Origin of the sequence: Planctomonas deserti (genome assembly GCF_003067705.1) — a bacterium.
Taxonomy (GTDB): Bacteria; Actinomycetota; Actinomycetes; order Actinomycetales; family Microbacteriaceae; genus Planctomonas; species Planctomonas deserti.
This window is the reverse complement of sequence record NZ_QANL01000001.1, coordinates 1,138,927-1,161,457: the sequence shown is the minus strand read 5'-3', so window position 1 is coordinate 1,161,457 and position 22,531 is coordinate 1,138,927. Positions and strand designations below refer to the sequence as shown.

Below are 22,531 nucleotides of genomic sequence, written 5' to 3'. Positions count from 1 at the left end.
TCGGAAAAATGCCTCGGAGCAGTCTAGCGCGTGTTTCGGTCAGCCCGCGTCCGCGACGGATCCAGGGGCCTCTGCAGCCGCCTCCGTGCCGGCCGGGCTGGCCGCCGCGCGCACGGCGGACTCGGGCACGCGGAAGGAGCGGCCGAAGCGGATGGCGGGCAGCTCACCGGAGTGGACGAGGCGGTACACCGTCATCTTCGAGACCCGCATCACGTCGGCGACCTCGGCAACGGTGAGGAAGCGGACGTCGGCGAGATCGCTAGGCATGGTGGCCCCTTTGCTGAACCCGGCCCGCGGCCGGCGAGACAAACTCCTGTGACGGATGTTACCGGAGTGCTCGATCGTAACCATAGGTGCTGGCCGGATGCTGTGTCCAGGCACTGGGAACGAGCCTGCGCACGACGAGGAGAGCGGGCTGCGCGGCGACGCGGGGGTCGGTTGGACGCGGTCGGACCGCGGAGCCCGATACCGCTCCGGCCCCCCGGGTCGAGCCGGGGTCAGGCCCGGCGGACTCGGAACGCGAGGTCGGCGGCGAGCCGGCCGAGGCCCGTGGCCCAACGGGCGCCCGGGACCGGGGCGCCGGCTCCGCCGTTCGTGGCGGCCGGCTCCGAGGCGGCCGACTCGGAAGGAGCGACCTCCGCGGGAGGGAGGAAGGGGGCCACCCAGGCTCCGACATCCGAAAGAGCGTCGGGTTCGATCCGGTAGTAGCGGTGCTGCCCCTTCTCACGTACGGTCACGAGCCCCGCCTCGCGCAGCACCTTCAGGTGCTTGGAGACGGTCGGCTGGCTCAGGGCGAGCTCGGCGACGAGCTCCGATACGCTCGCGTCGCCGGACGCCACGGACTCGGTACGCCGACGGAGGAGGATGCCGAGCAGCTCCCGCCGCGTGGGGTCTGCCACGACCGCGAAGATATCTGCCATGCGATCAGGCTAGCGAGTGCCGCGTCCGGCCGGGGTAGCATCGGTTCGCATCTGACACGGCGGCACGCGCCCTGCCTGCGGCCGAAGCGAAGGAACGAGGGTCATGCGCACGAGGGGCGGACATCGGCGCTCCCCGATCGCCCGACTGCGGGACCTGATCGACTACTTCGCCCACTCGACACCGGCGCGGTTCGCCATCGCGGTGTTCGCGGCCCTGGTCCTCGCGCTGACGGCCATCCTGCTGCTGCCGGGCATGCGGCCGGACGGGCAGAGGGCCGACGCAGCGGATGCGCTCTTCACCGCCGTCTCCGCCATCTGCGTCACCGGCCTCGCCACGGTCGACATGGCGACGTACTGGTCGCCGCTCGGCCACGCGGTCATCGCCCTCGGCGTGCAGGTGGGCGGCATCGGCGTGCTGACCCTCGCCTCGATCATGGGCCTCATCGTGTCGCGCCGGCTCGGCCTCCGGGCCCGGCTCATGGCGGCCAGCGACGCGAACCCGCTGCGCATCCACAGCGGCCCCGTCGCCGAGAGCCAGGCGGTGAAGCTCGGCGAGATGGGCACGCTGCTGCTCACCGTGGCCATGAGCGCCATCGTGATCGAGCTGGCCATCGCGGTCCTGCTGGTGCCGCCGATCCTCGCCCAGGGCGTGCCCTTCCTCGAGGCGCTGCTCGACTCCTTCTACTACTCGCTGATGGCCTTCACGAACACCGGCTTCATCTTCAGCGAGGCCGGCATTGCCCCGTACGCCTCGGACTACTGGTTCCTCACCTGGCTCATGGTTGGCGTCTTCCTCGGCAGCATCGGCTTCCCGGTGATCTACGCGCTGCTGCGCAACCACCGGCGGCCCCGGCAGTGGTCCGTGCACGTGAAGCTCACGCTCGTCACCACGGCGCTCCTGATCGTGCTGGGCACCGCCGCCTACGTGCTGCTCGAGTGGGACAACCAGGCGACCTTCGCCGCGCTGCCGCCGGAGGACCGGGTCTACCAGGCCCTCTTCTTCTCGGTGATGACGCGCTCCGGCGGCTTCGCCACGATCAACGTGCACGAGATGAACAACGCGAGCCTGCTGGTGAGCGACATGCTCATGTTCATCGGCGGCGGATCCGCGTCGACGGCCGGCGGCATCAAGGTCACGACGCTCGCGGTCCTGTTCCTCGCGGCGTTCGCCGAGGCCAGAGGCAACCAGTCGATGGAGGCGTTCGAGCGCCGCATCCCCGGCGACGTGCTGCGACTCGCCGTGAGCGTCGTGCTCCTCGGTGCGACGACCGTGGCGCTGTCCTGCATCATCCTGCTGCAGATCTCGGGGTCGTCCCTCGACTACGTGCTGTTCGACGTGATCTCGGCCTTCGCGACCTCGGGGCTGACCACGGGGCTGACGGCGGAGCTCCCGCCGTCGGGCGTGTACGTGCTGTGCGCCACGATGTTCATCGGGCGCATCGGCACGGTGACGCTGGCCGTCGCGCTCGCCGCGAGCACCAGGCGCCAGCTGTTCAAGCGCGCGGAGGAGCGTCCCATCGTTGGATAATTGCGACGGATCACCCTCCCGGGGTCCTGAGAGGGTACAAGCGTGATTGACCGCATTCCCCATAACGCACCGGTGCTCGTCATCGGCCTCGGTCGTTTCGGCGCCGCCACCGCGGGCCAGCTGGCCCGCCTGGACCGCGAGGTGCTCGCCATCGACGCGAGCGAGGGCCTCGTGCAGAAGTGGTCGGAGCGGATCACCCACGCGGTGCAGGCTGACGCCCGCAGCATCGAGGCGCTGCAGCAGCTCGGCGCGCAGGAGTTCTCCATCGCGGTGGTCGCCGTCGGCTCGTCGATCGAGGCGAGCGTGCTCATCACGGCCAACCTCGTCGACCTGAACATCCCGCAGATCTGGGCTAAGGCGATCTCGCAGTCGCACGGCAAGATCCTGGAGCGCATCGGCGCGAACCACGTGATCTACCCCGAGGCGGAGGCGGGCGAGCGCGTCGCGCACCTCGTGTCCGGGCGCATGCTCGACTTCATCGAGTTCGACGACGACTTCGTGCTCGCCAAGATGTACCCGCCGAAGCCCATCCGTGGTCAGACGCTCTCCGAGTCGCGCGTGCGGGTGAAGCACCACGTCACCGTGGTCGGCGTGAAGTCGCCGGGCAAGCCGTTCACCTACGCGACGGCGGACACCCTGGTGTCGAACCACGACCTCATCATCGTCTCGGGCGCCACGGCCGACATCGAGCGGTTCGCCGCCCTCAACTGACCAGCGCCTCGCTCACCGGAGGGTGCGGTCAGGCGCCGGCGGCGAGCTCGCGGGAGCGGGCGAGGGCCGCGTCCGTGGCGCGGTCGAAGATCGCCTTCAGGTCGGCGCCCTGCAGCTCCGCGATGGCGCGCTCGGTCGTGCCGTTCGGGCTCGTGACCTGACGGCGGAGGTCCGCAGGGGTCATGCCGGTCGCGGCCAGCAGCTCCGTCGCGCCGCGGAAGGTGCCGTTCACCAGGGTCGCCGCCTCCTCGGGGCTGAATCCCTTCGCCATCGCGGTCGCGGTGAGCTGCTCGATGAGGAAGAAGACGTAGGCCGGTCCGGATCCCGAGATCGTGCCGAGCGCGTCGAGCTGGCTCTCCGGCACCTCCACCACCTCGCCGACGGTCTCGAAGAGCGCCCGGACGAGCGCGAGGTCGTCCGGCGTGGATCGGGTGCCCGCGCTGATCCCCGTCACGGCCCTGCCGACGACGGCCGGCGTGTTGGGCATCGAGCGGATGACCGCGACGGATTCGGGCAGGGCGGCCTCGAAGGTCGCGATCGTCACCCCCGCGGCGACGCTGACCACGAGGGCGTCGGGCTCGAGGGCGTCCGCAACCTCGTTCAGCAGGTCGGGCACCATGGCGGGCTTCACGCCGACGAGCACCAGCTTCGCGCCGCGCGCCGCCGCGCGGTTCGCGTCCGGGTCCGTCTCGGTCGCGAACGCGCGCACGCCCTCGGTGCCGTCGAAGTCCGCGGCCTTCGCGGCCGAGCGGTTGGTGACGCGCACGTCGCCGTCCACGCTCACCTCCGGACGGAGGAGTCCGGTCAGGATCGCCCTCCCCATGGATCCGGCGCCGAGGATGGCGATGGTCGGCAGGGCGGTGGGCGCGGTCGAGTCGGTCACCCTCGTCATCCTAGGCAGGGGTGCCCGACGGCACGCCGGCGTCGGGGAGCGTCCCTTCGACGGGCTCAGGGACCGGGCCGGGCTCAGGGACCGTGGGGGGTCAGGGACCGTAAGGGGTCAGGGACGGGGCGGGGTGGGTCCGCGGCGCTCGGGGTGGGTGAAGAAGTCGGTCAGGAGGGCGGCGCAGGCCTCCTCCTCGACCCCCGGGTACACCTCGACGCGGTGCGGCAGGCGGCGGTCGCGCAGCACGTCGTACATCGACCCGACGGCTCCCGCCTTCTCGTCCCATGCCCCGAACACGACCCGGGGCACCCGGGCGGCGAGGATGGCGCCCGCGCACATGATGCAGGGCTCGAGGGTTACGACCAGGGTCGCGTCCGTCAGGTGCCAGTCGCCCGTCGCGCGTGCGGCCTCGCGGAGTGCGACGACCTCGGCGTGAGCGGTCGGGTCGTTCGTCAGCTCGCGCTCGTTCCGGCCCGTTCCGATCACGGATCCGGCCGCATCCAGCACGACGGCTCCGATCGGCACGTCGTCCGACACGGTCGTAGTGCGGGCCTCATCGAGGGCGAGCTGCATCCAGCGGACGAATCGTTCGGGCGTGCCCGCGACCACAGGACACCCCCTCCGCTCGGATAGATTGAGCCTATGCGAGTCCACGTTGCCGACCACCCGCTCATCACGCACAAGCTGACGGTGCTGCGCGACAAGACGACGCCCTCCCCCACGTTCCGCAACCTCACCGAGGAGCTCGTGACCCTGCTCGCCTACGAGGCGACCCGTTCCGTGCGCGTGGAGCCCATCACCATCCAGACCCCGGTCACCGAGACGGTCGGCACCGAGATCGGCGACCCCAAGCCCCTCGTCGTGCCGATCCTCCGCGCGGGTCTCGGCATGCTCGACGGCATGATCCGCCTCGTGCCGAGCGCCGAGGTCGGCTTCCTCGGCATGGTCCGCAACGAGGAGACGCTGCAGCCGGACATCTACGCGGAGCGACTGCCGGACGACCTCTCCAACCGTCAGTGCTTCGTGCTCGACCCCATGCTCGCGACCGGCGGGTCGCTGCTCGCCGCCATCAACTACCTGTTCGACCGCGGCGCGGTCGACGTCACGGCCATCTGCCTGATCGCCGCTCCCGAGGGCCTCGCGGCCGTCGAGAAGGCGACGGAGGGCCGCGAGGTCACCATCGTCCTCGGCGCCCTGGACGAGCGCCTGAACGAGAACGGTTACATCGTTCCGGGCCTCGGCGACGCCGGCGACAGGCTCTACGGCACCGCTCACTAGTTGCCGTCGGTGAGTTGACACGGCAACCACCGAACCGGATACTCGAACGCATGACTGTTTCCGCTCGTGCCCTGACCTCCTTCGAGGCCCTGGGGAACGTCGGCATGATGATGGCCGGCGGAGCAGTCATGTGTTGCCGAATGTCGGCCTAACCCGCCCCCTTCGCCTCGTGCTCGCCGCCACAGCGGCTTGAGCCTCGCCGCGGGTCGCCACCTTCAGGCCCGCGTCCGGTCGCCTCTTCGGCCGAACTGCAACGCACCGCACGCACATCGGGATCCCCTCCTTCCGCTTCGCCGCACCGTCGGCACCGCGCCCGTTCCGCGCACCCGGGGATCCGCACATCATCAGAAGGATCTCGTCATGTCGCTCCTCTCCGTCTCCCCCGCAACCGCCACCGCCGCTCCCGCCCGCCACCTGACCCCGGCCGCCCGCCCCGTCACCCCGGTGGCGCCCGCCGCGACGTCCTCCTCCGTCGACCGTTCCGACGCGACGCCCCGACCGGTTCGCGCCGTGCCCGACGGCACGGAGGCCCGTGGTTTCGTGCTCTACGTCGGCATTGACGAGGCGAAGGCCGCCGCGGCCGGCACCGACCTCGGCCGCATCGTCGAGGCCCTCCGAGCCCTCACCAGCGAGGTCGCTCCGGGGGCTGAGACCTATGCCGCCGTCGCCCTCGCGCCGCGCGGGGCCGGTGGTCGCGACGTCGACGTCGTGCGCCTCGCCCTGCAGGACCCGGCGGCGCTCGCCAAGCGCCGTGAGGTCGTCGAGGACGAGGACCGCGCCTACAGCGGCGTCGTCATCGACATCTCCCGCAAGCGCGTGCTGCTCGACAACGACAACGCGAACCTCACCTACAAGGAGTTCGAGCTGCTGCAGTACCTCGTGCTGCGCGAGGGCCGCACCATCGACCGCGCCGAGCTGCTCGGGTCCCTGTGGAGCGACGCGGACGAGGAGGAGGTGCCCAACGAGCGCACCATCGACGTCCACGTACGCCGCCTGCGCGCCAAGCTGGGCCGCTACGAGGACATCGTGCGCACCGTGCGCGGCGTCGGATACCGCTTCGACCGTCACGCGGACGTCTCCGTGCACCACGCCGGAACGCCGAGCCCCGACCTCTTCTGATCCGGCCCGAAAAATAACGTTTAGGTAACTAGCGCACGTTACCTAACTGTTATATATTTCAGGGGCAGAGGTTGTTTGCTGTGGCAGCCGAAGCGAAATGTGATTGCAGGACACTCTTGGTGCAAGGGAGTGGGCCGGTCCCAAGCCTCTGGGACCGGCCCACAGTCCGTTAGGCGGTCCGTCGTTCAGGCGGGTCGCGCCCCTCTCCATCGTCGTCACGGCTCGGCGGCGCCCCCGTTCCGCCCCGACCGGCCTCGCCGTCCCTATCCTTGTCGAGAGGCGAGGAGGCGGGACGTGGCAGACAGCGCGGGCGCGGTCGCGGCGTGGGAGGCACTCTTCCGCGCGCAGGTGGGCATCATGCGCCGCCTCGCCGCCGACTTCCCCACCCAGCAGATGTCGTTCAACGAGTACGACGTGCTGTTCAACATCTCCCGCCAGCCGGACCGCCGCATCCGGCTGCGCAACCTCAACCAGCACGTCCTGCTGACCCAGCCCAGCGTGAGCAGGCTGATCGACCGGCTCGCCGCCAAGGGGTACGTGTGCAAGCTGCCGGACCCCGGGGACGGCCGCGGCACCATCGTCGCGATGACCGACGACGGGTTGACGGCGTTCCGTCAGGTGGCCTTTCAGCACGTCGAGTCCATCGACCGGCATCTGGGCGGCGCGCTCGACGCGGAGGAGCTCGAGGAACTGCGCGGACTCTGCGAGAAGCTCCAGCAGGGACTGACCTGACCACACCAGCCCTGGTCGCCACGGAAGGTCCGGCGGGCGGGGGGACCCTGCCGGCCATCCGACGCGGGGGGCTGCCGGCCGTGACGACCACGAGCTGGTGGGGAGAGTGAATAACTCTCACGTGACGCTAACCACCGAGCTCTCCGCCGGTCCAGGGACCGCACGCAACGGGGGCGCTATTTGTCCCCCGTCCGAACTCAGCGGGGGACAACCGCCCGGAGGGACGAACCGGTGAGGATGGGCAGCCGGTGCCGCCCGACGAGGGTCCGCAGCTCCGCGAGCGACTGACCGGCCACGAGCAGCCCGAGCGCGAGCCAGCCCGCGGCGACGACGGCTCCGCCGAGGACCCCCGGCAGGGCGAGCCACCCGAGCAGCGCGACCAGCGCGGCACCGCCGACCGCGACCAGCATCGCGGGCGCGAGTCCGATCACCCGCACGCGCTCCCCGCACTCGGCCGCGACCTGATCCGCGCCGTGATCCCGGGCACAGCCACCGCTCTCGTGCACGACGGCGACCACGTGCAACAGCGACAGCCCGGTGCGAAGAACCTCGTGCGGCAGGTAGAGCAGTGCGTACGCGAGGTCCGCCGCGTCGCGGTCGGGCATCGCCGCCACGACGCGCAGGTTCATCGCCACCGCGATCAGGGGCGGCACCAGCCACCACCACTGCCCGGTGACGGCACCGGTGACGAGAGCGTGCGTGACCAGGAGGACGAAGAGCAGGCGTGACACCAGATGCCCGATGAGCCCGCTGCGCCACTCGAAACGGCGTGCCACGCGGCTCGCGGCCGGCAGCTCGCGGCTGAGACGCTGCATGCCGGCGACGCGCTTCACGTGCTGCGCCCAGACCCCGCGAGGCGTGCGCATGGCGGCCGCGCTCGATCTCGCGCGGCTCGACATGCCCGTCGCAAAGCCTGCCTCGTCGAGGTCGATGCGCAGGCGCGCGTCCTCCGCGCCGGTCCCACCACCCCACGGGCCGGGGCGCGCGGCCGCTGCCGCTACCTCCCGAAGCGTGGACGTGCGGAACAACGAGCACTGACCGACGGAGAGCGGCATGCGGCCGGACCGGGCGGCGGCACGCAGCGCCTGGGCCGTCACCTCGAAGCGCTGGGCACGCACGAGCAGGCGTGTCGGGTGCGGATCCGCGGGGTCGGGAAGGAGGCTCGGTACCGCCGACACCGCCTCGAGGCCGTCATCCGCGGAGAGGTCGTCGAGGAGGATCCGCAGGCCGTCCGGACCCAGGGCGCTGTCGGCGTCGACGGTGAGCACGAAGTCGTGGTGGCGGGAGAGGGACCAGGCGAAGTTGAGTGCACCGGCCCTGCGATCGCCGTTCGTGCCGATGTCGATCACCGTCACGGCGCAGGTCACCCCGCCGCCCGGTCGGTCGAGCGCGTGGCGCCCGGTGAAACGGCGGGCGCGGTCGTAGGTGTCGTCGGTCGAGTTGTTCACCACGACGAAGATCGAGTCCGGCGGCCGCGTCTGGTCGAGCAGCGAGGCGATGCACGCGCCGACCGTGTCCTGCTCGTTCCGGGCGGGGACGAGCACGGCGACGGTGGGCGCCATCGAGAGGCGTGGGAGAGTCGGGCGCCGGCGGTCGAGGACGGGGGGTGCGGCGTGCGGACGGAGGGGTGAATCCACGGAGGAACGGGCTTTCGGGTGAACAGCCACCATGCGCCGACGGGCCCGGCGAGGAACGGCAGGAGGACCGGCTCCCGCCGCGATCCCCGGCTCCGAGCCTATGCAGCGACTCGCGCCCCCGAAAGCACCCGAGCGGGGGTCACGCGCGGGGGCTGACGCGCGGGGGCTGATGCTCGGCGGACGCCCAGCAACTCCTGACCCCCGGCCGCCGCCCGGCTCGTAGGCTCGCCCCATGCGTGCCAACGACGACGCCCCGACGTCCACCCCCTCAGCCCCTGCGGGCTCGAGCATCGTGTGGTTCCGTGACGACCTGCGGCTCTCCGACAACCCGGCGCTCACCGCGGCCGTGGAGCGCGGCGGTCCGGTGATCCCGCTCTTCGTGCTCGACGATGAGAGCCCCGGGATCCGCCCGCTCGGTGGGGCGGCCCGCTGGTGGCTGCACGAGAGCCTCAGTCGGCTCGCCGCAGCCCTGGAGGAGCGGGGCACCCCGATGGTGATCCGCCGAGGCCCGGCGGCCGACGTGGTCCGCGACGTCCTGCGCGAGAGCGGCGCGGGCGCCGTCTTCTGGAACCGGCGGTACGGGCAGGCGGCACGCGACGTCGATGCGGCGATCAAGACCGCCGGCGTGGACGCGGGCCTGGAGATGCACAGCTTCGACGCGGCGCTGCTGTTCGAGCCCTGGACCGTGACCAACTCGTCCGGTGATCCGTTCCACGTCTTCACGCCGTTCTGGCGGCACTGCCTAACCCTGGGCGAGCCGCGCGCGCCGCTGCCGGTGCCGCCGCTCGCGCCCGCGCATCCCGACCCCCTCGCGACCGACCGGCTTGAGGACCTCGCGCTGCTTCCGACCCACCCGGACTGGGCCGGTGGCCTGCGCGAGGCGAACGACCCGGGCGAGGCGGCTGCCCTGCGCCGGCTCGACGAGTTCGCGCGGAACCACCTCTCCGCCTACCCGGATCAGCGGAACGACCCGGCGGCGGAGGGGACGTCGCGGCTCTCCCCGCACCTGCGCTGGGGCGAGGTGAGCCCGTTCCAGGTCTGGCACGCAGTGATGAGCGAGGCCCGCCGCGACGCGGGGAACGAGCAGCTGCAGCAGGCCACGACGGCGTTCCTCAGCGAGATCGGCTGGCGCGAGTTCTGCTACCACCAGCTCTTCCACTCCCCGGACATCGCCCGGCGCAATCTCAACGCCCGCTTCGACGCCTTCGAGTGGAAGGACGCCGATCCCGCCGTGCTGCGCGCCTGGCAGTTCGGCCGCACCGGGTTCCCGCTCGTCGACGCGGGGATGCGCGCCCTGTGGCGGGACGGCACGCTGCACAACCGCGTGCGGATGGTCGTCGCATCCTTCCTGATCAAGAACCTGCGCATCGACTGGCGGGAGGGCGAGGAGTGGTTCTGGGACACTCTCGTCGACGCCGACGAGGCGAACAACCCCGCGAACTGGCAGTGGGTGGCGGGATCCGGCGCTGACGCGGCGCCGTTCTTCCGGGTCTTCAACCCGGTGCTGCAGAGCCACAAGTTCGACGCGCAGGGCGACTACATCCGCGAGTACGTGCCCGAGCTGGCGCACGTTCCGGCGCCCCAGGTGCACGAGCCGTGGACGCTGCAGCAGGACCTCGTGGCGAAGGCGGAGGGCGAGGACGGCGGCGGGTACCCGGCTCCCATCATCGACCTCGCCGCATCGCGCCGCGAGGCGCTCGCCGCGTTCGACCGCACGGCGACGGGCTGAGCGCTAGAGGCCCTTCGCGACCATGTCGAGGAGCCGCTGCTCCACTCCGGCGACGAGCTCGGCGGGCAGTCCGCGCAGCGGGCCGTCGATCATGAGGGTCGCGAGCCCGTGCACCGAGGACCACGCGAGGAACTCGGCGTGCGGACGGCGGTCGGGGGGCAGCTCCCCGGCCGAAGCGAGCGCATCGAGGGCGTCGGTCAGCAGCTGGTAGGGCGTGCGGCCGCCGGACCCGGCCTTCGACGGGCTGTCCGAGGTGCCGAGCGCCGTCGGCACCGAGAAGGCCGCGTGGAAGAGGCCCGGCTCGGCCCGGGCGAACCGGAGGTAGCCCGTTCCCACGGCGCGCAGCCGAGCGTGGGCACGGGCGGCCGCGTCGTCGCCGGGCGCGCGGCTCGCGCGCCGGATCTCCTCCTCCATCGCGTCCGCCACCAGGGCCTGCGCCGCGTCGGAGACGGCGCCGAGCAGCGCCTGCCGGTCGGTGAAGTGGCGGTACGCGGCGTTGGGCGACACGCCCGCGCGGCGGGTCGCCTCCCGGAGCACGACGGCGCTCGGCCCGCCGTCCCGCGCCAGCTCGATCCCCGCCGCGAGCAGCGCGGCCCGGAGGTCGCCGTGCCGGTAGGTCGCCCGTGGCGCGGCCTCGCCCGTTCCGCTCATCACCCTCCCCGCTATGTTGACGCCGTTCACAAATCTACGCCACGGTGGGCGACCGGTCGGAATGGCGCGGCGACCCGGCGCGTTGGGGGGAAGTGTCGCGCGGAGACCGCGGACGAGAACTGAACATCGGAAGAACTGAACAGAGGAGAGGCCATGGCACAGGCACTGGAGTTGGGGCTGGACACGTTCGGCGACGTGACAAGGGGAACCGACGGATCCCCCGTCTCGCACGCGCGGGCCATCCGGGACGTCGTCGAGGAGGCCGTGCTCGCCGATGAGCTGGGCGTCGACTTCTTCGGCGTCGGGGAGCACCACCGCTCCGACTTCGCCGTCTCCGTGCCCGAGGTCGTGCTGGCCGGCATCGCGGGCCGCACCACGCGCATCCGACTGGGGTCGGCCGTCACGGTGCTGTCCTCCGACGATCCCATCCGCGTCTTCCAGCGCTTCGCCACGCTCGACGCGCTGTCGAACGGCCGCGCGGAGGTGATCCTCGGACGCGGCTCCTTCACGGAGTCCTTCCCGCTGTTCGGGTTCGACCTCGGCCAGTACGAGACCCTGTTCGAGGAGAAGCTGTCGCTGTTCGCGGAGCTCCTGAAGGAGGAGCCCGTCACGTGGCACGGCCGCACGCGCTCCGCGCTCGTGGACCAGTCCGTGTTCCCGACCACGGAGTCCGGGCGCCTGCCCGTGTGGATCGGCGTGGGCGGCAGCCCCGAGTCGGTGCTGCGCACCGCGCGCTACGGCATGCCCCTCATGCTCGCGATCATCGGCGGCGAGCCCCTGCGGTTCCGTCCGTACGTCGACCTCTACCACCGCGCCCTCGACCAGCTCGGGATGCCGCGGCTGCCGATCGGCGTGCACTCCCCCGGCTACGTCGCGGACACCGACGAGCAGGCGCGCGAGGAGCTGTGGCCCGACTACCGGGTCATGCGCGACCGCATCGGCGCCGAGCGCGGCTGGCCACCCATGGACCGCGCCGAGTTCGACCACGAGGTCGAGCACGGCTCGCTGTACGTCGGGTCGCCGGAGACCGTCGCCCAGAAGATCGCGGCCACCGCGAGGGGGCTCGGCATCTCGCGCTTCGACCTCAAGTACAGCGCCGGTCCGCTTCCGCACGAGAAGCTGATGCACGGCATCGAGCTCTACGGCAGCCGCGTCATTCCGCGGGTGCGCGAGCTGCTCGCGTAGCCACGGTCGCGCGGTCGCTGAGCCCTGTCGAAGCGACGGGAGGTGTCTGACGTCCCTTCGACAGGCTCAGGGACCGTAAGGGGCGTCCCTTCGACAGGCTCAGGGACCGTAGGGGGTGTCCCTTCGACGGGCTCAGGGACCGTAAGGGGCATCCCTTCGACGGGCTCAGGGACCGTAAGGGGTCAGGCGGTCATCTCGTCCATCACGCGCATGGCGTTCGCGAGGATGGTGAGCACCGGGTTGACCCCGCCGTTCGTAACGAGCAGCGATGCGTCAGCGACGCGCAGATTGTCGTGGCCCCAGACGCGGCCGAAGGGATCCGTGACCGAGGTGGCCGGGTCCGTGCCCATGCGGCAGGTGCCCGCCTGGTGCTGGCCGCCGCTCGGGCCGGTGCCGGTGGCGCGCAGCCGCTCGGGCACGATGTGCGTCGCGCCCGCGGCACCCATCCACTCGACCGCGCGCTCGCGCAGCATGGCCTGAGTGCGCACGTCCTCGGGGTGGATGCTGCCGGAGAGAGACGCGACGGGATTGCCGAACCGGTCGCACAGCGCGTGGTCCAGCTCGACCCGCGAACTCGCCACGGGGACCTCCTGGATCGGCCCGACGACCCGCTGGATGCGGCGGGCCAGGTCCCGCATGCCGGCCTTCGCCGCCCGGCCGTGCCGCGGCACCACGCCGGTGTCGACGAGGTGGCGGAAGGTGATGGCGGGGGTGAGCACGAAGTCGTTGGCGAGCATCCCGCCGCCCACGATGCCGTCGTTGCCGTGCCGGAAGTCGCAGGTGGCGACGGACGGGCCGGGGCCCACCAGGTCCACGATCTCCTCGTCGAACACGGCGAGCGCGCCGGTGTAGATGTGGCCCTGCAGGTGGCGGCCCACCTGATCGGTGTTGTTGCCGATGCCGTTCGGCTCGCGGTCGCTCCTGCTCGACAGCAGCAGACGAGCCGACTCGACCGCACCGCCCGCCACGACCACCTCCTCGGCCAGCACCTCCCGGCGCCAGACGACGCCGTCGCGCTCGCCCACGATGGAGACTCCGCGCACGCGCCCGGCCTCGTCGGTGAGGATGCGCTCGGCGCGCGCCGATGGCAGGATGCGGCATCGTCCGGTGCGGAACGCCCGGGCGAGGGTGGTGTTCTGACTGCCGTTCTTCGCGTCGACCGGGCAGGCGAACCCGATGCACTGGGCGCACTGCACGCAGCCCCGGCGGCCGAGGTACTCGCCCGAGTTGATGAGGAGCGGGACCCGCACCGTGCCGTAGCCCAGCCGTGCGGCAGCATCCTGCAGCAGTTCGCCGAACCGGTTGTTGCGCAGGGGCGCCATGGGGAAGTCGCGGGACCGGGGCCCGGCCCACGGGTCGCCGCCGGCGGCCCCGTTCACGCCGATCTCCCACTCCGCCCGCGAGTAGTAGGGCTCGAGGTCGTCGTAGCCGATGGGCCAGTCGGCGAGCGAGCTCCCGTCCGGCACGCCGTAGCGGCTCGCCATCCTCAGGTCCTCGGGCGAGAACCGCCAGGCCTGGGCGCCGTACACGCGGGTGCCGCCGGCCACGGTGGAGGCGTTGTTGCTCCAGGCGCCCTCCGCGGGACCGACGGTGAGGGTGCGGTCGCCGATGCGCACGGATCGGGGGTTGCCGACGGTGGGCGGGCCGGTGCGCGGGTCGAGCCCGGAGATGGAGCGCGGGTTGCGCAGGTGATCCGTGAGCTCGGCGCTGGTCGGCCAGTCGCCCGCGTCGAGCACGAGCACGGCGCGGCCGGACGCGGCGAGCGCCTCGGCGGCCACCCCACCGCCCGCGCCGGACCCGACCACGATCGCGTCGTACCGGTCGAGCAGATCCGCGGGCGCGATCACGGCGTCGTCGTCGCGATGCTCGATGGGCTGATCGGGCAGGCGACCGCCACCGTGCGGGGTCCAGCCGATCGCCGACCAGGAGACCGCGCCCCCGTTGCCGCCGTTGGCGGGCTCCGCGTAGTACCCGTCCGCGACGAGCTGGGCGAACCAGCGGTACTCGCCGTCCTCGGCGAACGTGTCGAGCACGCGCTCGCGGGCGTCGAGATCGAGCTCGGCGAAGCCCGCCCCAGTGGTGTCGCGGGACGCGGCGTCGATGCGGTCGAGGAGCGCGGCGAGCCGGCCCGTCCAGCCCGGCCGGTCGTCAGTGAGCACCCTGGCGAGGAACGCCTCACCGCCGGACGCGGTGGCCGACGGGAACTCGTCGGCCGGCACGATGGCGTCCATCACCGCCGTGAGCAACTCGGGGGATGCGTCGACGGGAGGTGGTGTCGCCATTGAGGTCACTGTTCGGATGTTACCGGTGCGCACTCCTCGGGCACAGGCGTCGGGGCGAGCCACGACGGCAGGTCCGCCGTGAATGCGGTCCGCACGTCCGCGTCGTTCGCGACGCTCCAGTGCACGTCGCCGCCGACCTCCGGCTCGTCCTTGTCCCACTCGAACCAGTTGACCATCTTCAGCTGCGGGAACCTCGTCGCGTTCTCCTCGCTCAGCACCTGGCGCCACCAGGCGCGCTTGATGGCCAGCTCCTGCTCCGCATCCTGGCCCGGGATCACGAGCGCGGCCGTCTCGGGGATGGCGAGCGGCTTGCCGTGCTCGACCGCGTAGGTCTGGTAGAAGTCGGGCGCGGCGGTCTCGTCACCGGCCAGGCCGTTGTACGTGCCGGTGAGCTGGGCGGCGAACTTGCCCTCCTCGGGCATCTCGTTCTCGCCCCAGGGGTAGGTCGAGCCCCAGTGGTAGAGGGACATGCCCACCCAGTCCACGACGTCGTCGCCCGGGTAGTACGGCGCGTAGGAGTCGTCCGCGATCGTCAGGGTGCCGTCGCCGTTCGTGTCGAGCAGCGCGAAGTCCGCCGTCCCGGGGACCGCGCTGGCCTTGCCGCCGGTGAACGGGTAGCCCCCTGCGTTGTTCGGCGCCCACATGGTGGCCGAACCGGGAGCGCCCGCGTGCAGCGCCTCGGCCACGATCCGGAACGCGGCGATGTAGGCGGTCGGCTGCTGGCCCCACTCATACCAGGACCCGTTCATCTCGTGCGCGAAGCGGACGATGACGGGAACGCCCTCGGCGTTGATCTCGGCGAGGAAGGCCGCGAGCTCGTCGGCCACCTCCGGCGTGATGGACGCGAGCCCGGCGTGCGGCTCGAGGGTGACGAGCAGGCTTCCACCGTTCCCGCGCACCTGGGCCGCGGCCGCGCGCACGTTGACCTCGTCGCTGTTGCTGAGCGGGAGGTCGCTGAAGGACACGGCGACCGAAGGCCGGTGGCCGAGCTTGTCGGCGTACTCCGACAGGGTCTCGCTGCCCCAGTCGAGGTTCACGCCGAGCAGCGCGCCCGTCGCGGGCACGAGGTCCTCGGCGGGTACGACGACGCAGTCCTCCGCGGGCAGGTACTTCGAGATGTTGCACCCCGTCAGCGCGAGCAGGCATGCGGCAGCGGAGATACCCGCGAGGACTTTTCTTGGCATGCCGAAAAACCTAACCGCCGGGCTGGGGCGCGCGGCAGCGCCAAAATGGGGGTCATGGATGCCCCCGCTGGAAGGAGGTCGCCCCCGTGGATCTTCTGACCGTCGCCGACGAGCTCTACGCGCTCACACCAGACCGATTCACCGCCACGCGCAATGATCGGGCGAAGGCCGCGCGAGCCGAGGGCGATCGCGAGCTGGCGCAGCAGATCGCCCGGCTGTCGAAGCCCTCCGCCGCCGCCTGGGCGGTCAACATGCTCGCCCGGCACCGGGCCGAGGTGATCGACCAGGTCGCGGACCTCGGGGCGGCGCTCCGCAAGGCGCAGGAGGACCTCGACAGCAAGCGCCTGCGGGAGCAGTCCCGGCTGCGGCACGACCTCATCCGCGCCATCGCCCACGAGGGCGAGCAGCTCGCGGACGAGCTCGGCAGCCCCATCGGCAAGCCCGCCGTCGCGGAGGTGGAGCAGACCCTGCAGGCCGCGATGGCCGATCCGGATGCGGCGGACGCTGTACGCACCGGCAGGCTGCTGCGCTCGCTGTCGTCGAACGGCATCGAGGCGGTGGACCTGGACGGCGCTGTCGCCCTACCCGAGGGGCGGCGTGCACCGGTGACGTCGCTCGCCTCGCGACGCGCGGAGAAGACGGCGGCAACGTCCGGCGGGAAGGCGCGTGGCTCGGGACGGGACGACGGCTCCGCGGCGGACGCCGCCGCCGAGCGTGCCGCCGCCGAGGAGGCGGCACGGCGGGAGAAGGAGGAGCGCCGGCGGCTGGAACGGGAGCGGGCAGACGCCAAGCGCGCCGTCGAGTCCGCCGAGCGCGAGGTCGAGGAGGCCCGTGCGGAGCTCGATGCGATCCAGAGGCGCATAGAGAGGCTCCGCCCCCGGCGGGAACGGTTGACCGCGGAGCTCGACGACCTGCGCGAGCAGGTCGCCCAGCTGGAGCGGACGATCGCGTCGGCCGACGCGGATGCGGACCGGCTGGAGACGAACCGCGAGGAGGCGGACGAGTCGGTCGCCGACGCGGAGGACTCCCTCGATCGGGCCCGCCGCCGCCTCTCCCGCCTCACCGCTGACTGAAGCGAGCCTCCACGGTCCCTGAGCCTGTCGAAGGGACGGCGACCTCGGGAAGACGACCCACGTCGCTTCGACAAGCTCAGCGACCGTATCCACCGCCCCGCGCGGGAGTCACGCCCTCCCGCGGGGCGCGACTCCCGCGGTCCCTGAGCCTGTCGAAGGGACGCTCCACGATCTTCGAGACACACCCCACGTCGCTTCGACGAGCTCAGCGACCGTACCCACTGCCCCGCCCGGGAACGGTGACCCCACGGTCCCTGAGCCTGTCGAAGGGACGCAGGGCGCCTGGCGAGCTCCCCGCGGGGTGAGCGGTCAGTCCCCGTCGCCGAGGGCTCGGCGGATCTGGGAGAGGCGCTCGTCGATCTCGCGGAGCCGTGGCTGCTGCCCGCCGTCGCTGGGCAGCGCGGACCGGCGACCGCCGCCCGCCGCGCTGGCATCCGCGGGCCGTTCGAGCCACCGACGCTCCGCCGACAGGCTCGACTCCTCCGAGCGCAGCGACGCGATCGAGAGCTGCCGGGCCTGGCGCGACGTCTCCCGGCTGTCTTGGGCGGCGAACAGGGCGGCGAAGGTGGCGATCGCTGTGAGGGCGGCGCCGAGCACGGAGCACACCGCGGTGATCGGATCGATCCAGTCGCGGTTCGCGTCCAGGGCGAGGGCGAGCAGGAATCCGACGAGGCCCACGACGAGCACGGCACCGGCGACGAGCACGGCGGTGAGCCACCGTGGCCTGCCCGAACCGCTCCCCGATCCGCTCGTCATGCTGCACGGTACACCCGGCACCGAACCTCTCACGAGCATCCGCCGATCGGGTGATCCCTCCCCCGTTCGGCCGATGCTGGGCGGCCATGCCGCTCGGTACCGTGTAGGGATGACCGCCGTGACAGCCGACCCCCTCGGACCCTTCTGGCAGCGGGACCGCCCGACGGCGGCGGAGCGCCGGAACGACCTGATCCTCGCCGCCGTCATGCTCGTGGCGACGGCCGTCAGCACGAGCATCTACGACTCGGTCGGCTACTTCGAGGACCGCCCCGAGCTCTGGGTCACCGCCCTCTGGGTCGTCGCGGTGACCGTCCCCCTGGCGTTCCGCCGGGTCTTCCCCGAGTCCGTGTCCCTCGTGATCGCGGCGGCGTTCGTCGCGGGCGGCGAACTGCACGTGCCCGAGCTGCTGTTCGCCAACATCTCGCTCTTCATGGCGCTGTACACGGTGGGCGCCTGGGACAGGATCCGCACCCGATCGCTCGTGGTGCGCGGCGTCATCGTGTTCGGCATGTTCGTCTGGCTGTTCGCGTCCCTGGTGCAGGGCGCCAGCGCCAACACGCTCGCTCCGGACGCCTTCCCCGAGGCGAGGGAGGGCGCGATCCTCGACCCCGTCATCGCGTTCGGGCTGATCCAGGTGATCACCAACCTCCTCTACTTCGGCGGCGCCTGGTACTTCGGCTCCCGGGCATGGCAATCCGCCCGCGATCGCGCGGCCCTGCAGGAGCGCACTGCGGAACTCATGGTCGAGCGGGAGCGCGTTGCGGAGCAGGCCGTGGCGCTCGAGCGGGTGCGCATCGCCCGTGAGCTGCACGACGTCGTGGCTCACCACGTGTCCCTGATGGGCGTGCACGCCGGCGCCGCCCGTCGCGTGTTCGAGAGCAACCCGGAGCAGGCCCGCACCTCGCTCTCCGTGATCGAGTCGAGCGCCCGGGGAGCCGTCGACGAGCTGCATCGGCTGCTCGGCGCCCTGCGCCAGCCGGAGGAGACCCCGGGCTCCGCCGACACGGAGGCCGCGAGCATCAGCGCGAGCACGCGCGGGATCGCCCAGCTTCCCGAGCTGCTCGAGGAGGCTCGCACGGCGGGACACCCGGTGACGTTCGAGAGCATCGGCGAGCCGCGCCCGCTGCCGCCGACGGTCGAGCTGGTGATCTACCGCGTCGTGCAGGAGTCGCTGACGAACGCGAGGAAACACGCCGGGGCGGGGGCACCGGTCGACGTGCGGCTGCGGTACATGGCCGAGTCCGTGGAGGTCGAGGTCAGCGACGGCGGCACCGGTGCGGCGAACGGCCCGAAGCAGGGCGGCGGCGGTCTGGGGCACATCGGCATGCGCGAGAGGGTGGCCGCGGTCGGCGGCAGCATCACCGTCGGCCCACGGAAGCGCGGCGGCTTCGTCGTGCGCGCGGTGCTCCCGGTCCCCGTGCGCGAGGAGGTCGGCGCGTGAGCGACACCGTGCGCGTGCTCGTCGTCGACGATCAGGACCTGGTCCGGGCCGGCTTCCGCATCATCCTGGAGAGCGGCGGCGGCATCGAGGTGGTCGGCGAGGCGGCCGACGGCCTGCGCGCCGTCGAGCTGACCCGCGAGCTGCGCCCGGACGTGGTGTGCATGGACGTGCAGATGCCCCGCATGGACGGGCTGGAGGCGACGCGGATCATCGCCGCCGATCCGGAGTCCGCCTCGCGCGTGCTCATGCTGACGACCTTCGACAACGAGGACTACCTGTTCAGCGCCCTTCGCGCGGGGGCGAGCGGATTCCTGCTCAAGAACTCCAGCCCCGAGAAGCTGATCGAGGCCGTGCTCGTTGTCGCTCAGGGCAACGCGCTGCTCTCCCCCGACGTGACCCGCCGCGTCATCGAGCGCTTCGGGCCCGGGTCCAGCGTCGGCGCCGCACCCGCTGTGCCCACGGCGGGTGGGTTGGGATCGGCCCCGGCAGCGGGATCGGCGTCGAGCTCCGGCGTCGGCGCTGGTTCATCGGGCTCCGGCGTCGGGTCCGGTCCCTCCGGCTCCGCGCCGTCCGGTGCCCCCACCGGGGCCGGCACTCCTGACCGGCTGCCCGAGCAGGTGGCGTGCCTGACCGACCGGGAGCTCGAGGTGCTGCGGCTCCTCGCCGAGGGCCTCACCAACGCCGAGATCGCGTCCCGCCTCTACCTCGGCGACGCCACCGTCAAGACGCACGTCTCCAAGCTGCTGCTGAAGCTCGGGGTGCGCGACCGCGTGCAGGCCGTGGTGTTCGCATACGAGCACGGCGTGGTCGTCCCGGGCGCCGACCCGGCCTGAACCCCGCCAGCCCCCGCCAGCCCCACCCCACCGAATCTGCCCCGCCGGCCCCGCTCCGCCGGATCCGCCCCGCCTTCCCCAGGTCCCAGCTCTGTTCCGAATTCAGGTTCAGCTGCGACACGCCGCACCTGAGCGCCTCGAAACGCGGCGTGTCGCAGCACAGCCTGAATTTGGAACATCACGGGGAGGGAGGCGCGGGCCGTGCGGCGGAGCACGGGTGAGCGGGAGTCTCCGCCTCTCGGGCGAGACCGCGGCGGAGCGGATTTCCGCCGTCCGGCGGACGCGGCGCAGGGGGCCGCGCTCCTAGCGTTGAGGCATCAACTCGCCACACGCTCACAGGAGGATCGACGTGCTCGAGGTTTCCCACATCACCAAGTCGTTCGGCGGCAGACAGGTGCTCACCGATGTGAGCTTCACCGTCTCCCCCGGCCGGCTCACCGGCTTCGTCGGCGGCAACGGCGCCGGTAAGACCACGACGATGCGCATCATCCTCGGCGTGCTCTCGGCCGACTCCGGCTCGGTGTCGCTCGGGGGCGAGCGCCTGGACGCCGACAGCCGCAGGCTGTTCGGCTACATGCCGGAGGAGCGCGGGCTGTACCCGAAGATGCGGGTGCTCGAGCAGGTCGTGTACCTCGCCCGCCTGCACGGGCTCAGCGCACGGGAGGCCACCGCCAACGCGACCGCGCTGCTGGAGCAGCTGGGACTCGGCGAGCGCCTGAACGACGCCGTCGAGACCCTGTCCCTGGGCAACCAGCAGCGCGCGCAGATCGCCGCGGCGCTCGTGCACGAGCCACGGGTGCTCGTGCTCGACGAGCCCTTCTCGGGCCTCGACCCCATGGCCGTCGAGGTCGTGCTCACCGTGCTGAAGCAGCGGGCGGCGATGGGCGTGCCCGTGCTGTTCTCATCGCACCAACTCGACATCGTCGAACGCCTCTGCGACGACGTCGTGGTGATCGCCGACGGCATCATCCGTGCCGCCGGCCCGCGCGAGAAGCTGCGCGAGGAGCACAGCCGCAACGTCACCGAGCTGCTACTGGACGGCGACACGGGCTGGGTGCGCGACATGCCCGGCGTCACCGTGCTCGACTTCGACGGCGGCTACGCCCTCTTCGAGGCCGAGGATGAGGCCGCCCGGCAGCGCGTGCTCAACCAGGCCCTTTGCCACGGCGCCGTCGTGGACTTCGCCCGCCAGCGCCCTTCCCTCACCGAGATCTTCACGGAGGTAGTCCGATGAGCACCACGACCAACACCCGCCCCGCGAAGACGTCGGGCCCCACCCTCCAGCAGGTCACCGCACTGGTCGCCGGCCGCGAGATCACCATGCGACTGCGGAGCAAGTCGTTCCTCATCAGCACGGCGATCCTGCTGCTCGGCGTGCTGGCATCCGTCGTCATCGGCGGGTTCCAGAGCCAGCAGGGCGTCGACCGGATCACCGTGGCCGTGGTCGGGTCGGCCGAGCGCGCGGTCGCCGACTCGGAAGCGCTGGAGGCGCAAAGCGTCGGCACCGAGGACGAGGCCCGGGAGCTGGTCCGCAGCGGCGAGGTCGAGGCCGCGGTGGTCCCCGACAACTCGGCGGACAACGGCACGGGCGTGCTGGTGATCGCCGACGACGCGCCGCCCGTCGACGTGGTGCAGGCCCTCAGCCTGACGCCGCCGGTCGAGCTGCTCGACGACTCCGCCGAGAGCCCGTTCCTCGCCTACCTCGTCGCGCTCGCATTCGGGCTCGTGTTCTTCATGTCCGCCATGACATTCGGGGCGACCATCGCCCAGAGCGTCGTGGAGGAGAAGCAGACGCGCGTGGTCGAGATCCTCATGTCCACCGTGCCGGTGCGCGCCCTGCTGGCAGGCAAGGTGATCGGGAACAGCGTGCTCGCATTCGGCCAGATCGCGCTCATCGCCGTGATCGCGACCATCGGCCTGCTCGTGACCGAGCAGACGCCTCTGCTCTCCGCGGTCGGACCGGCCGTGCTGTGGTTCGTGGTGTTCTTCCTGTTCGGTTTCGTGCTGCTGGCCGCGCTGTTCGCCGCGACCGCATCCCTCGTCTCCCGCCAGGAGGACGTCGGCGCGGTCACCTCCCCCGTGACGATGCTCGTGATGATCCCCTACTTCCTGGTCATCCTGTTCAACGACAACTCCACGGTCCTCGGGATCATGTCCTACGTGCCCTTCTCGGCCCCGGTCGGCATGCCCATGCGGCTGTTCCTGGGCGAGGCGCAGTGGTGGGAGCCGATCGCGTCGCTCCTGATCCTGCTCGCCACCACCGCGGTCACCATCGTGATCGGCTCGCGCATCTACTCGAACTCGCTGCTGCGGATGGGCGGCCGCGTGAAGCTCATGGACGCGCTCCGCGGCCGGTAGTACCCGCGACGCGACGGACCGGTGACGGCCCCGTGACCTTCGGGTCGCGGGGCCGTCACCGTGTCTGCCCGTGTGCGCGTCTGTCCGCCCGCGTGCCCACCGCATCCGCCTGCCCCTGCCCAGGCAGAGGGATCCTGCCCGTCCACCCACGTGCCCACCCCAGCCGCCTGCCCCTGCCCAGGCAGAGGCATCCTGCCCAGCTTCAACCTGGGCACGGGCCTCCTGCCT

At 71.8% G+C, this 22,531-nt stretch carries 21 protein-coding genes; 12 read left to right on the top strand and 9 right to left on the bottom strand.

The genetic code is table 11. The features are described 5' to 3' along the window. Positions 1 to 39 precede the first annotated feature (39 nt). Together DAI20_RS05300 and DAI20_RS05295 are read right to left on the bottom strand one after the other, a co-directional pair. Positions 40 to 267 (bottom strand): helix-turn-helix domain-containing protein, encoded by a 228-nt coding sequence (locus tag DAI20_RS05300; protein WP_108249454.1) that lies wholly within the window; start codon positions 265 to 267, stop codon positions 40 to 42. Between the two features lie 230 nt (positions 268 to 497). After that, on the bottom strand, positions 498 to 920 hold the full coding sequence (locus DAI20_RS05295; protein WP_108249453.1) for an ArsR/SmtB family transcription factor: 423 nt from the start codon (positions 918 to 920) through the stop codon (positions 498 to 500). A 103-nt stretch (positions 921 to 1,023) separates the two neighbouring features. Here DAI20_RS05295 and DAI20_RS05290 point away from each other — a divergent pair, with 103 nt between their 5' ends. After that, positions 1,024 to 2,448 (top strand): TrkH family potassium uptake protein, encoded by a 1,425-nt coding sequence (locus DAI20_RS05290; protein ID WP_108249452.1) that lies wholly within the window; start codon positions 1,024 to 1,026, stop codon positions 2,446 to 2,448. Between the two features lie 42 nt (positions 2,449 to 2,490). Continuing rightward, complete coding sequence (locus tag DAI20_RS05285) at positions 2,491 to 3,159, top strand: potassium channel family protein (RefSeq protein ID WP_108249451.1); 669 nt, start codon at positions 2,491 to 2,493, stop codon at positions 3,157 to 3,159. Positions 3,160 to 3,187: 28 nt separating this feature from the next. Here the strand turns inward: DAI20_RS05285 and proC are convergent, their stop codons facing one another. Next, a complete protein-coding gene (gene proC, locus DAI20_RS05280) occupies positions 3,188 to 4,051 on the bottom strand; it encodes a pyrroline-5-carboxylate reductase (RefSeq protein WP_108249450.1) in 864 nt (287 codons plus the stop codon). A gap of 108 nt (positions 4,052 to 4,159) precedes the next feature. Beyond that, positions 4,160 to 4,618 carry a nucleoside deaminase gene (locus DAI20_RS05275; RefSeq protein WP_108249762.1) on the bottom strand — a complete coding sequence of 153 codons (459 nt, stop codon included), beginning with the start codon at positions 4,616 to 4,618 and terminating at the stop codon, positions 4,160 to 4,162. A 69-nt stretch (positions 4,619 to 4,687) separates the two neighbouring features. On the opposite strand from DAI20_RS05275, the gene upp reads away from it, so the two are divergent. From upp to DAI20_RS05260, 3 genes are all read left to right on the top strand, one after another. Further along, positions 4,688 to 5,323, top strand: coding sequence for a uracil phosphoribosyltransferase (gene upp, locus DAI20_RS05270; protein WP_108249449.1), 636 nt, complete (start codon positions 4,688 to 4,690; stop codon positions 5,321 to 5,323). Between the two features lie 360 nt (positions 5,324 to 5,683). Continuing rightward, the gene (locus DAI20_RS05265) at positions 5,684 to 6,442 is read left to right on the top strand and encodes a winged helix-turn-helix domain-containing protein (protein WP_108249448.1); all 759 of its coding nucleotides are present in this window, start codon (positions 5,684 to 5,686) and stop codon (positions 6,440 to 6,442) included. Between the two features lie 294 nt (positions 6,443 to 6,736). Continuing rightward, on the top strand, positions 6,737 to 7,174 hold the full coding sequence (locus tag DAI20_RS05260) for a MarR family winged helix-turn-helix transcriptional regulator (protein ID WP_240605881.1): 438 nt from the start codon (positions 6,737 to 6,739) through the stop codon (positions 7,172 to 7,174). 197 nt (positions 7,175 to 7,371) lie between these two features. On the opposite strand, the gene DAI20_RS18405 is transcribed toward DAI20_RS05260, so the two are convergent. After that, positions 7,372 to 8,736 carry a glycosyltransferase family 2 protein gene (locus DAI20_RS18405; protein WP_159084921.1) on the bottom strand — a complete coding sequence of 455 codons (1,365 nt, stop codon included), beginning with the start codon at positions 8,734 to 8,736 and terminating at the stop codon, positions 7,372 to 7,374. Between the two features lie 307 nt (positions 8,737 to 9,043). On the opposite strand from DAI20_RS18405, the gene DAI20_RS05250 reads away from it, so the two are divergent. Next, on the top strand, positions 9,044 to 10,540 hold the full coding sequence (locus DAI20_RS05250; protein WP_108249446.1) for a cryptochrome/photolyase family protein: 1,497 nt from the start codon (positions 9,044 to 9,046) through the stop codon (positions 10,538 to 10,540). A gap of 3 nt (positions 10,541 to 10,543) precedes the next feature. On the opposite strand, the gene DAI20_RS05245 is transcribed toward DAI20_RS05250, so the two are convergent. Beyond that, the gene (locus tag DAI20_RS05245; protein ID WP_108249445.1) at positions 10,544 to 11,191 is read right to left on the bottom strand and encodes a TetR/AcrR family transcriptional regulator; all 648 of its coding nucleotides are present in this window, start codon (positions 11,189 to 11,191) and stop codon (positions 10,544 to 10,546) included. Positions 11,192 to 11,344: 153 nt separating this feature from the next. Here DAI20_RS05245 and DAI20_RS05240 point away from each other — a divergent pair, with 153 nt between their 5' ends. After that, positions 11,345 to 12,376, top strand: coding sequence for an LLM class flavin-dependent oxidoreductase (locus DAI20_RS05240; RefSeq protein WP_108249444.1), 1,032 nt, complete (start codon positions 11,345 to 11,347; stop codon positions 12,374 to 12,376). A gap of 182 nt (positions 12,377 to 12,558) precedes the next feature. Here DAI20_RS05240 and DAI20_RS05235 read toward each other — a convergent pair whose 3' ends face one another. Then, positions 12,559 to 14,658 (bottom strand): GMC family oxidoreductase, encoded by a 2,100-nt coding sequence (locus DAI20_RS05235; protein WP_108249443.1) that lies wholly within the window; start codon positions 14,656 to 14,658, stop codon positions 12,559 to 12,561. Between the two features lie 5 nt (positions 14,659 to 14,663). Beyond that, a complete protein-coding gene (locus DAI20_RS05230; RefSeq protein ID WP_108249442.1) occupies positions 14,664 to 15,842 on the bottom strand; it encodes a glycoside hydrolase family 26 protein in 1,179 nt (392 codons plus the stop codon). 86 nt (positions 15,843 to 15,928) lie between these two features. Here DAI20_RS05230 and DAI20_RS05225 point away from each other — a divergent pair, with 86 nt between their 5' ends. Further along, complete coding sequence (locus DAI20_RS05225) at positions 15,929 to 16,915, top strand: hypothetical protein (protein ID WP_108249441.1); 987 nt, start codon at positions 15,929 to 15,931, stop codon at positions 16,913 to 16,915. A 309-nt stretch (positions 16,916 to 17,224) separates the two neighbouring features. Here DAI20_RS05225 and DAI20_RS05220 read toward each other — a convergent pair whose 3' ends face one another. Next, positions 17,225 to 17,671: a hypothetical protein gene (locus DAI20_RS05220; RefSeq protein ID WP_159084920.1), complete on the bottom strand. Its 447-nt coding sequence runs from the start codon at positions 17,669 to 17,671 to the stop codon at positions 17,225 to 17,227. 109 nt (positions 17,672 to 17,780) lie between these two features. On the opposite strand from DAI20_RS05220, the gene DAI20_RS05215 reads away from it, so the two are divergent. The 4 genes from DAI20_RS05215 (at position 17,781) to DAI20_RS05200 (ending at position 22,303) form a co-directional block, all read left to right on the top strand. Continuing rightward, positions 17,781 to 19,112, top strand: a complete 1,332-nt coding sequence (locus DAI20_RS05215; RefSeq protein ID WP_240605880.1) for a sensor histidine kinase — start codon at positions 17,781 to 17,783, stop codon at positions 19,110 to 19,112. Further along, positions 19,109 to 19,945, top strand: coding sequence for a response regulator transcription factor (locus DAI20_RS05210; protein WP_108249439.1), 837 nt, complete (start codon positions 19,109 to 19,111; stop codon positions 19,943 to 19,945). Before DAI20_RS05215 ends, DAI20_RS05210 begins: the two co-directional genes overlap by 4 nt. 349 nt (positions 19,946 to 20,294) lie before the next feature. Next, entirely contained in the window at positions 20,295 to 21,179 is an 885-nt protein-coding gene (locus tag DAI20_RS05205) for an ABC transporter ATP-binding protein (RefSeq protein ID WP_108249438.1), read from the top strand. Further along, the gene (locus DAI20_RS05200) at positions 21,176 to 22,303 is read left to right on the top strand and encodes an ABC transporter permease (RefSeq protein ID WP_108249437.1); all 1,128 of its coding nucleotides are present in this window, start codon (positions 21,176 to 21,178) and stop codon (positions 22,301 to 22,303) included. The genes DAI20_RS05205 and DAI20_RS05200 overlap by 4 nt, the downstream gene beginning before the upstream one ends. The last annotated feature ends 228 nt before the right edge of the window (positions 22,304 to 22,531 follow it).

What these genes read in the sequence shown, in the direction of transcription:
- DAI20_RS05300 (WP_108249454.1), bottom strand. Translation starts at nt 267, where the DNA reads ATGCCTAGCGATCTCGCCGACGTCCGCTTCCTCACCGTTGCCGAGGTC.
- DAI20_RS05230 (WP_108249442.1), bottom strand. Translation starts at nt 15,842, where the DNA reads ATGCCAAGAAAAGTCCTCGCGGGTATCTCCGCTGCCGCATGCCTGCTC.
- DAI20_RS05295 (WP_108249453.1), bottom strand. Translation starts at nt 920, where the DNA reads ATGGCAGATATCTTCGCGGTCGTGGCAGACCCCACGCGGCGGGAGCTG.
- DAI20_RS05250 (WP_108249446.1), top strand. Translation starts at nt 9,044, where the DNA reads ATGCGTGCCAACGACGACGCCCCGACGTCCACCCCCTCAGCCCCTGCG.
- DAI20_RS05215 (WP_240605880.1), top strand. Translation starts at nt 17,781, where the DNA reads ATGACCGCCGTGACAGCCGACCCCCTCGGACCCTTCTGGCAGCGGGAC.
- DAI20_RS05245 (WP_108249445.1), bottom strand. Translation starts at nt 11,191, where the DNA reads ATGAGCGGAACGGGCGAGGCCGCGCCACGGGCGACCTACCGGCACGGC.
- DAI20_RS05240 (WP_108249444.1), top strand. Translation starts at nt 11,345, where the DNA reads ATGGCACAGGCACTGGAGTTGGGGCTGGACACGTTCGGCGACGTGACA.
- DAI20_RS05290 (WP_108249452.1), top strand. Translation starts at nt 1,024, where the DNA reads ATGCGCACGAGGGGCGGACATCGGCGCTCCCCGATCGCCCGACTGCGG.
- DAI20_RS05220 (WP_159084920.1), bottom strand. Translation starts at nt 17,671, where the DNA reads ATGACGAGCGGATCGGGGAGCGGTTCGGGCAGGCCACGGTGGCTCACC.
- DAI20_RS05275 (WP_108249762.1), bottom strand. Translation starts at nt 4,618, where the DNA reads ATGCAGCTCGCCCTCGATGAGGCCCGCACTACGACCGTGTCGGACGAC.
- proC (WP_108249450.1), bottom strand. Translation starts at nt 4,051, where the DNA reads ATGACGAGGGTGACCGACTCGACCGCGCCCACCGCCCTGCCGACCATC.
- DAI20_RS05200 (WP_108249437.1), top strand. Translation starts at nt 21,176, where the DNA reads ATGAGCACCACGACCAACACCCGCCCCGCGAAGACGTCGGGCCCCACC.
- DAI20_RS18405 (WP_159084921.1), bottom strand. Translation starts at nt 8,736, where the DNA reads ATGGCGCCCACCGTCGCCGTGCTCGTCCCCGCCCGGAACGAGCAGGAC.
- DAI20_RS05265 (WP_108249448.1), top strand. Translation starts at nt 5,684, where the DNA reads ATGTCGCTCCTCTCCGTCTCCCCCGCAACCGCCACCGCCGCTCCCGCC.
- upp (WP_108249449.1), top strand. Translation starts at nt 4,688, where the DNA reads ATGCGAGTCCACGTTGCCGACCACCCGCTCATCACGCACAAGCTGACG.
- DAI20_RS05235 (WP_108249443.1), bottom strand. Translation starts at nt 14,658, where the DNA reads ATGGCGACACCACCTCCCGTCGACGCATCCCCCGAGTTGCTCACGGCG.